The 8,741-nt window shown below is 36.3% G+C and carries 7 protein-coding genes; 2 read left to right on the top strand and 5 right to left on the bottom strand.

The window, feature by feature from the left end; all coding sequences use genetic code 11:
• From B5D46_RS11335 to potA, 5 genes are all read right to left on the bottom strand, one after another.
• The coding region (locus B5D46_RS11335) for an RNA-guided endonuclease TnpB family protein (RefSeq protein WP_078929547.1) at positions 1-1,005 on the bottom strand (1,005 nt) is incomplete at its 3' end.
• A 114-nt stretch (positions 1,006-1,119) separates the two neighbouring features.
• Complete coding sequence (locus B5D46_RS11330) at positions 1,120-2,376, bottom strand: ATP-binding protein (protein WP_078929546.1); 1,257 nt, start codon at positions 2,374-2,376, stop codon at positions 1,120-1,122.
• A gap of 201 nt (positions 2,377-2,577) precedes the next feature.
• Entirely contained in the window at positions 2,578-3,453 is an 876-nt protein-coding gene (locus B5D46_RS11325; protein ID WP_078929545.1) for an ABC transporter permease subunit, read from the bottom strand.
• Positions 3,450-4,292, bottom strand: a complete 843-nt coding sequence (locus B5D46_RS11320; RefSeq protein ID WP_234973847.1) for an ABC transporter permease subunit — start codon at positions 4,290-4,292, stop codon at positions 3,450-3,452. Before B5D46_RS11320 ends, B5D46_RS11325 begins: the two co-directional genes overlap by 4 nt.
• Positions 4,293-4,447: 155 nt before the next feature.
• On the bottom strand, positions 4,448-5,662 hold the full coding sequence (gene potA / locus B5D46_RS11315) for a polyamine ABC transporter ATP-binding protein (RefSeq protein ID WP_234973845.1): 1,215 nt from the start codon (positions 5,660-5,662) through the stop codon (positions 4,448-4,450).
• A 268-nt stretch (positions 5,663-5,930) separates the two neighbouring features.
• On the opposite strand from potA, the gene B5D46_RS11310 reads away from it, so the two are divergent.
• A complete protein-coding gene (locus B5D46_RS11310; RefSeq protein WP_143675677.1) occupies positions 5,931-7,106 on the top strand; it encodes an iron-containing alcohol dehydrogenase in 1,176 nt (391 codons plus the stop codon).
• 467 nt (positions 7,107-7,573) lie between these two features.
• Complete coding sequence (locus B5D46_RS11305) at positions 7,574-8,476, top strand: Abi family protein (protein ID WP_078929542.1); 903 nt, start codon at positions 7,574-7,576, stop codon at positions 8,474-8,476.
• Positions 8,477-8,741: the final 265 nt, after the last annotated feature.

Genomic DNA, 8,741 nt, shown 5'->3' with positions numbered 1-8,741 from the left:
TCTTAAGGATAAATCCTTGGTTTCCTTGTTCTGATATCCACAGACAGAACATAGCTGAGAGCTTGGATAAAACTTATCAACCTCTACCAGATATTTTCCTTGTCTTTTAAGTTTATAGGAAAGCATTTCCATGAACATGCCAAAAGCATTATCATGAACTGATTTTCCAAAATTCAGACTTTGAGACATACCTTTCATATCAAGATTTTCAATACATACACAATCATAGACATTGGCTATCTGTCTTGATTTTTTCTGCATGAAATCTTTTCTGCTGTTGGCTATTTTTTCGTGGACTTTTGCTACTTTAATTCTTTGTTTGGCTCTATTCTTAGAACCTTTCTTCATCAGAGAAAGCTTTCTCTGTTCTCTTTTCAGCTTTTGCTCTGACTTTCTATAGAAGCGTTCGTATTCTCCTTTATTACCTTCACTATCTACATACAAATCATGCATGGAGTAATCCATGCCAAGAAAGCTTTGTGGCTCTTTATTTGTAATTTCCTCTTCATATTCAAATAGAATACTGGCGTAGAATTTACCACTTCCTATCTGACTTACGGTTACAGACTTAAGAATATATCCATCAGGAATTTCTCGGTGCTGCTTTATTCTTACTAAGCCTGCCTTTGGAAGTTTCAGCTTTCCATTCTTAAGTTCAATATTATTATTTACAATATTGGTCGTATAGGAACGTCTTGAATTTTTCTTTGATTTGAAATTTGGAAATCCAAACTTTGGATTCTGAAAAAAATTGCTGAAGGCTCCCTCAAGATGGAATTGAGCATTTGCCAAAGCAAGACTGTCTACTTCTTTGAAGTATGGGAATTTCTTCTTGTATTGCGCAGGTGTGTTCTTGAGCATTTTCTTGTTTTGCTTGTAATGCTCAATCTTGTCTGCAAGCATTTTATTGTATATGGAGCGTGCACAGCCGAAAGTTTTTACAAACAACTCTTTCTGTTTATCATTCGGATATATTCTGAATTTATAGGCTGTATATAACTTCATATTAATATATATATTATTTATTACTTATATAAATAATATAACATTTATATTTATATTCAGCAAGAGATATCTGCTTACTGAACATGGTTATATTTACATATACTTAGCTATAATTTAAAGCATCGTACGCAATTCAGCCCACCGCCTAAATAGAGAGGCGGGGGAATTCTTGCTAGATAAAGTTAAAAGCCATCGTGTCAGATCTAATACTTTTATTCCTTCAATTTCATAGTCTTCGTGTCCAGTATTGGCGATTAATATCTTCGGATACGAGTCTCTTATAGCCATTAATGGTTCAAGTTCTCTCTTAAGAGTCTCTTCTGAACTGATATTGTCTGAAACCTGAATATATATTTTTTCATTTGCTTTCATGGCAACGAAGTCGATTTCTTTCTGATACAGTTTTCCAACGTACAAATCGTAATTTCGTCTCAAAAGCTCAATTGCAACTATATTCTCGTATGCTCGGTCGTAATCCATGTTTCTAGTTCCAGGCTTTGCATAGCGGAAGCCTAGGTCTGACAGATAGTATTTATCTTGAGTCTCAAGATATTTCTTTCCTTTGATGTCATATCTTTTTACTTTATAGAACATAAATCCGCTGCAAAGATATTTAATATAGTTTCCTATCTTAATATGATTTGTTTCTGCTCCGCTTTGTTTGAATATTGCGTTGATTCTGCTTGCGGAGGTTAAATTTGAAATATTATCCATCAGGTAATCTGTTAAGGAATCAAGCAGTGATACTTCTCTAATTGAGTATTTATCCACAAGATCGCGTTTAATTACCGTATTGTATACATCCTTTATAGAGGTGAGCTGATCATCTCTGTCTTTGTAAACATAGGATCCTGCAAGTCCTCCGTTTGAGATATATGAATCAAGGACACGAGGTGTATCGATATCCAAATCATAATACCTGCAGTATTCCGCAAAACTGAATGGATAAACCTGTATTTCTATATATCTTCCAGTAAAAAGGGTGGAGAGATCTGAACTTAACAGGAACGCATTTGAGCCTGTTATATAAATATCAAATTTTCGACTGTTATATAAACTGTTAACTGTCAGTTCAAACTGATGGCAAAGCTGTATTTCGTCTATAATAAGAACATTGCTTTTTTCTTTGTCATACTTTCTTTCACAGTAATAATTAAGAGTTTTGTAGTATTTTAATTCGGCATAATCTGGATCTTCAAAACTTATATAGATAATGTTTACATCCTGTTCATTGGACTTTATCCAATTCATATAATCTCTGACTAATTTAGTCTTTCCTGAGCCACGTAAGCCTGTGATTATTTTTATATCAGGAATGTTCCGTAATCTGATTAGTCTATCTAGATAAGTCTTACGCTTAATGTATTTCATAGTATCAATTTAATTAATATATAACTTCTGAAATAAATTATAGTATTTCTTTCAAAACTTTAAAAATATTTGAGTTTTGAAAAAAACAGAAACTATCTGAGATTAACTCTGATAATAAAGTTATTATTAGGTGGGTATGAACAGAGAATTGTGTATGGCAAGATACAATAATCTCCCGTCGTTGCGGGAGATTATGGATAATTAAGCGGTAATTGTGTTTTCCTTTCTTAATGCTGCCTTTACCATTGCAGCATTGCGTTCTTTGCGTTTCTGTTTGCGCACGGTAAGAACCCATGACACAAAGGCAAAGATAGAAACAACAAATACAATTACTGAAGCCAGAGCATTGATTTCTGGTGACAGACCACGTCTTACACTTGAGAAAATCAGCATTGGCAGAGTTGTTGAATTTGGTCCGGCAACAAAGCTTGCGATAACCAGATCATCCATTGACATGGTGAAGCTTAAAAGGAATGCTGCAACTTCTGCAGGCATAATTGCTGGCAGAATAATCACAAAGAATACCTTCATAGGACCTGCACCAAGATCCTTTGCAGCCTCCTCAATTGAAACGTCAAGTTCAACGAATCTTGAACGGATAACAACTGTTGCATAGGCAGAACAGAAGGTAACATGGGCAATCCAGATGGTAATCATGCCGCGATCTGAGAATACCGGAATGATATCGCCTAAGGTTACGAACAGTAACAGCAGGGCAAGACCGGTGATAACCTCAGGTAGAATCATAGGGGCAGTCATGAACAGCAGGAATGCGCTTTCACCTGTGAACTTCTTGATTCTTACCATTACAAAGGCTGCCAGAGTACCGATGATTACAGATGCAATTGCTGACATTACAGCAATAGTCATGGAAATGCCCACGGCAGTAATGATTGCATCATTATTCATTAAAGCTCTGTACCACTTCAGAGAGAAGTTTGTCCAGACGGTAACCATCTTTGACTCATTGAATGAATAAACAACAAGAGTCATGATTGGCAGATACAGGAATATCAGCGTAATAGTCAGAATAACAAATCTGAACAGTGTGCTCTTGGTATTTTTATTTAAAATCATAGCTCCCCCTGTTTACGCTGATTTTTGAAGAACCAGATAATAGGTATTGCCATAACTGTAAGCATGGTAATTGCAACAGATGAAGCAAGAGGCCAGTCTCTGTTGTTGAAGAATTCCTGCCACAGGATTCTACCGATAAGAATTGAATCCTTACCGCCTAAAAGTTCAGGAATTACGTACTCACCGATTGCAGGAATAAATACAAGCATTGAACCTGCGATAATACCGCTCTTAGTCTGAGGAACAAGTGCATGGAAGAAGGTCTTTACCGGACGGCAGCCTAAATCCTGAGCTGCTTCAATCAGACTGTAATCAACCTTCATAAGTGATGAGAACAGTGGCAGTACCATATAAGGCAGATAGCAGTAGACGATACCAACATAAACTGCAAAATCAGTCTGCAGCATATGCAGAGGATGGTCGATGATTCCCAGACTTATAAGAATATCGTTAATAATTCCGTCTCTTTTCAGAATTGTCATCCAGGCATAGATTCTTACAACAAATGAAGTCCAGCTTGGCATGATGATAAGGATAAAGAGAATATTGCGGGTTGTACTCTTTGATGTGGCTAAAGCCCATGCAATCAGATAACCTATTATCAGACATAAAAGAGTAGAGAATGCAGCAACCTGAATTGATTTCAGATATGAACGCATGTAGGTTCCATCCGGATCAATAAAGATGTTAGTGTAATTTTCTAGATGCAGAATAATCTGCATTGCACCTTCTTCAAATGTAACAATTGGAGAATAAGGTGGTATCGCAATTTCAGTTACTGAAAAAGAAATCTTGAAGATAATCAGGAACGGAATCAGGAAAAAGAGAATCATCCACATATATGGAAGGAAGATGATTGCTCTCTCTCTTAATGAAATCTTTCTGCCTGGAACATACCTAGGTGGTGGACGATGTCCCTTAGACCCAGGATTTCTAATCATATTTGAATTTATTAAAGCCATTGTTTAATTCTTCTCTATATTCTAAAGATGAGTTAGAAGGTCAGGGCAATACAGGATTCTGGATCCCAGCTTAAATAAACCTTGTCATCCCATGTTGGCAGACCGACATTGAATCTGTCTACGTTTGGTAGAGTTGAGGTAATGATTCTGCCTGATGGAAGACGAACGTAGTAAATGGAAATATCACCAAGGTAGGCGATGTTCTCTACAGTTCCCTCACACCAGTTTGTAGGCTCTTTTGGTTCCTCATGAGAAATGTAAACCTTCTCAGGTCTCATGGCGATAGATACAGGCATACCGTCTGCGATGTCAATATCGTGCAGAAGCTCGATTGGACGAGGGAAATCATTACACTGGATAACAGAGTGCTTGTTGTCTGACTTTGTCAGAGTGCAGTCAAACATATTAACCTGACCGATGAACTCAGCTGAGAAACGGCAGTTAGGGTTCTCGTAAATCTCACGAGGACCACCGATCTGAACAAATTCACCTCGGTCCATAATGGCAATACGATCGGCCATGGTCATAGCCTCTTCCTGATCGTGGGTAACCATCAGACAGGTAACACCAACAGAATTGATAATATCAACAAGCTCCAGTCTCATCTGCTCACGAAGCTTCTTATCAAGTGCACCCATAGGCTCGTCAAGTAACAGCAGACGAGGCTCCTTAGCCAGTGATCTTGCAAGAGCGACACGCTGTCTCTGACCACCTGAAAGCTGATATGGACGTCTGTCTACATACTCTTCCATGTGCACAAGCTTTAACATCTTTTCTACTCGTGCGTTGATTACATCGCGTGGAAGTTTCTCCTGCTTTAAACCAAAAGCAATATTCTGGCGAACAGTCATATATGGGAACAGTGCATATGACTGGAACATCATGTTTAAGGTTCTCTTATAAGGAGGAAGGTTAACAATATCCTCACCATCAAGAATAATGTGTCCGTCTGATGGCTGCTCAAAACCTGCAAGCATTCTTAAGAGAGTTGATTTACCGCAGCCTGATGAACCCAGAAGGGCAAAGATTTCTCCTTCATAGATGGTTAGATCAACATTATTAACTGCAGTAAAGTTACTGAAGTTTTTGGTTAGTCCCTTAATCTGCAGAATAGGCTTTTTATTCTGCTCAACAGGTGATGCTTTCTGACCTGGAAGCTCACCTGGTCTGTGAATCTGTTTTTGTGTGCTGTATTCGTTTGGTCTGTTAACCATTGGGGCTGCCCCATTATCGCCAGTGTCTTTCACGCACGAAATCTCCATAATAAAGAGAAAAAAATGTTACTTTTTTTGTGAAAACATCTTAAAGGAAATGAGATTACAGTCAACCTTTTTTTTGATTTATTTGCTCCTTGGAGAAGATTTTTTGGTATTTCTGTTTTTTGCACTATAGTTTTGCAGGAGCATGATGCGATTATCCGTTTGAATGTATTTGGTTCTAGAGATATTAATAAGTATCTGCTAGACTTACCTATGAGTTTTTTGTGAAGTTTTCTACATATTACCTAGGCTCTATATGGATAATCTATATTCTCAGTGTGAAAGCTCTTTTCTCTTTGGTATGAATCAGGAAAACGAGGTTGGTCGTCAGATTAAGTATCTTGGCGGCTCTAAGGTTCTTGTTGTCTATTCAAAACTATCATCATCAATAGGAAATCTTTTAGATAAGGTCAGACGCTCATTAAGAAACAGCGGACTTGATTACACTGAGCTTAGCGAATCTTTCGTTAATCCTAGAATCTCAACTGTTTTTGACGGTATAAAAATCTGCAAGACTGATAATGTTGATTTCATTTTGGCTGTAGGTTCCAGCTCAGTCTGCTCCCTATCCAAGGTAATTGCAGCCGGAGCCGTTTTTGATGACAGCTTCTATGAGATGTTCAGTAAGAAAAGTGACATTGAAAAGGCGCTACCTGTTGCTGTAATCAGTACTTCAATCTGTGGCGGATGTGCAACCTCCAAGGATGTGACTGTTTACAACCAGATGGATGACGGTTCTCTAAAGGTTATGAAGTGTTCATCAGATGTTCTGGCTCCAAGATTTGTAATCTACAATCCTGAACTGTGCTCAATCAACAGTTCTAATTACGCTTTTAACTTTGTAAGACTTATTGATGTGCTTTTCAGACGTTATTTTGCAGTCAATAAAAATACTGTATTAGCTGAGAAGGTTTTAGAGTCAACTATCAAGACAGTTCTTGTGATGTTTGATAGAATTCAGGAAAAGCCAAATGATGTTGACTGTATAACCAATCTTATGTGGGCAAGTATCACTGCTTATGTAAATCCTATGCTTAACTACAATGATGAGGCCTGCGTTCAGATTTTGGAGAGGGCTCTGATATCAGTTTACGACTGTAATCCTGAGGAGGCTGCAAGTATCATTATTCCTGCCTGGTTTAAGTTTGTCCTCAAGAAAAAGGAAAACAAGATTGCCAAATTAGGCGCATCCTCATTTGATATCCCTTATAACTTCTCTGATATTGGTATATCAGCTGCCAGAACAGTTGAATTTATTACCCGTAAGTTAGAGTCACTGAAACTTCCTGTTAAGCTTTCTGATTTAAACGGAAGTGCTGCTGATATCGACAAGATATTAAGAAAAGTCGGATTCCCTGAGATTAAGACAATCGGAACCAACGATCCTTACACTCAGACTGACTGTGAGGTTATTCTGTCTTTGGCTCTTTAGTATTAGAAATATTAGCCAACATGGAAATTCTGAATGGATATTTTTATGTAATAGAATAGGTTGTCAAATATAGCTGCTTGTATGTTCCGATAAATAAGGTTGTATATATATGACCGTCTCTATAATTTCGAATCTTGAATCCATTCATTACACATTACACGAATATATATGATATTTTTATTTATTCCTTCAATGTGTCAGTTAACTATTTGTAATATCAAAAAAATAAATCTTGAATAGCTTATTTTTATACTGAGAAGTTGTTGTCTTTTGTGTTATGTTTTCATCTTTTATAAGGCATTTTTTTGTCGTGTTTTTACTATTTATTTTGCAAAACTAATCAAAAGAAATTGAGAATAGTTGGTTCTGCAATTATAATGTAGGTGATCGAGCCCTTTAACGCTTAAGGCCCTTTTGGGTACAGCGCACCAGTAAAGGGCCTTTTTTATTTATAGTGGGATAGTTTTATGGCTCAGTTAAAACAGCCTCTAGATTACGAAGCACAAATTGAAAGATTAAAGACTTTTCATAAATTAGAAATAACCGATCATCAGGAAGCATTGGAAATCTTACAATCAATTAATTATTACAGATTAAGTGGTTACGGGATTGGTCTTAATGATGTTAATAGAGATGAATATCTTCCGGGAGTTTCCCTGAAAGATCTTTACGACCTATACCAATTTGATAGTATTCTGAAAAACAATCTATTTCATGTTATTGAACAGATTGAAATCGGTTTAAGAACGAAAATTTCTTACTGCCTGGCAATAAAATATCAAGCAGATGGTTATTACAACTGTAAAAATTTTAGTCAAAAATTAAATAAAAATGGCTATCTTGTTCATAAGCAGATAATGGATAGTTTTAAAAAAGAATGGAAAAGAAATCGTAATCTGCCCTTTGTAAGACATCATTTAGATAAATATAACAATAAATTTCCAATATGGGTTGCAGTTGAATTATTTACTTTTGGAAATTTAAGTTCTTTATATTCGATAATGCTTTCAAAAGATAAAAAGGAAGTTGCAAAACAGTATCACTGTTCTCCAAATGATTTAGGTGTTTGGATTCAGTCTCTAGTTGAAGTGAGAAATATATGTGCACATTACGGAAGGCTGTACAATCTTCCATTGAGTGTAAAACCTCCTTTGCCTAAGGACCTTCAAAAGTACTACCAAAGACTGACAAAAATTTTCCCTGTGATTATAGCTATCAAACTCATTCTTCAATCAAATACCCAGTGGGATTCTTTCTTCAATTCTTTAAAAGAATTATTGAAAAAATATGAGAATGTTGTTCGATTGTCTTTTATCGGATTTCCTACAAATTGGGAAGATATTCTTTCGAAAAAAATTGAAAATAATTAGATCTCGGTTGAGTGACGAATAAAAGTCCTATACTAAATCTTGTAAGCATCTTGTAAGCTTGAAAATACAAATAAGAAAGCCCAAAATTTTGGTTCTTCAGTAAAACTGTGGCTTATGAAAAACTTCTAGTGAATATTATCAAATAAATTAAACAAAAAAGGGCGTTTTCTCTTAAGATAAAAAAGCACAACAACACTTAAGAAGGAAACGCCCATGTCTTGTATTGTATCTGATTTTTTATCTAAAAACTTCTTTCCTGGCTTCA

The sequence above is a fragment of the Succinivibrio dextrinosolvens DSM 3072 genome (assembly GCF_900167015.1).
Taxonomy (GTDB): domain Bacteria; phylum Pseudomonadota; class Gammaproteobacteria; order Enterobacterales; family Succinivibrionaceae; genus Succinivibrio; species Succinivibrio dextrinosolvens.
This window is presented reverse-complemented; position numbering and strand designations above follow the sequence as displayed.

What these genes read in the sequence shown, in the direction of transcription:
- B5D46_RS11310 (WP_143675677.1), top strand. Translation starts at nt 5,931, where the DNA reads ATGGATAATCTATATTCTCAGTGTGAAAGCTCTTTTCTCTTTGGTATG.
- B5D46_RS11330 (WP_078929546.1), bottom strand. Translation starts at nt 2,376, where the DNA reads ATGAAATACATTAAGCGTAAGACTTATCTAGATAGACTAATCAGATTA.
- B5D46_RS11325 (WP_078929545.1), bottom strand. Translation starts at nt 3,453, where the DNA reads ATGATTTTAAATAAAAATACCAAGAGCACACTGTTCAGATTTGTTATT.
- B5D46_RS11320 (WP_234973847.1), bottom strand. Translation starts at nt 4,292, where the DNA reads ATGTGGATGATTCTCTTTTTCCTGATTCCGTTCCTGATTATCTTCAAG.
- B5D46_RS11305 (WP_078929542.1), top strand. Translation starts at nt 7,574, where the DNA reads ATGGCTCAGTTAAAACAGCCTCTAGATTACGAAGCACAAATTGAAAGA.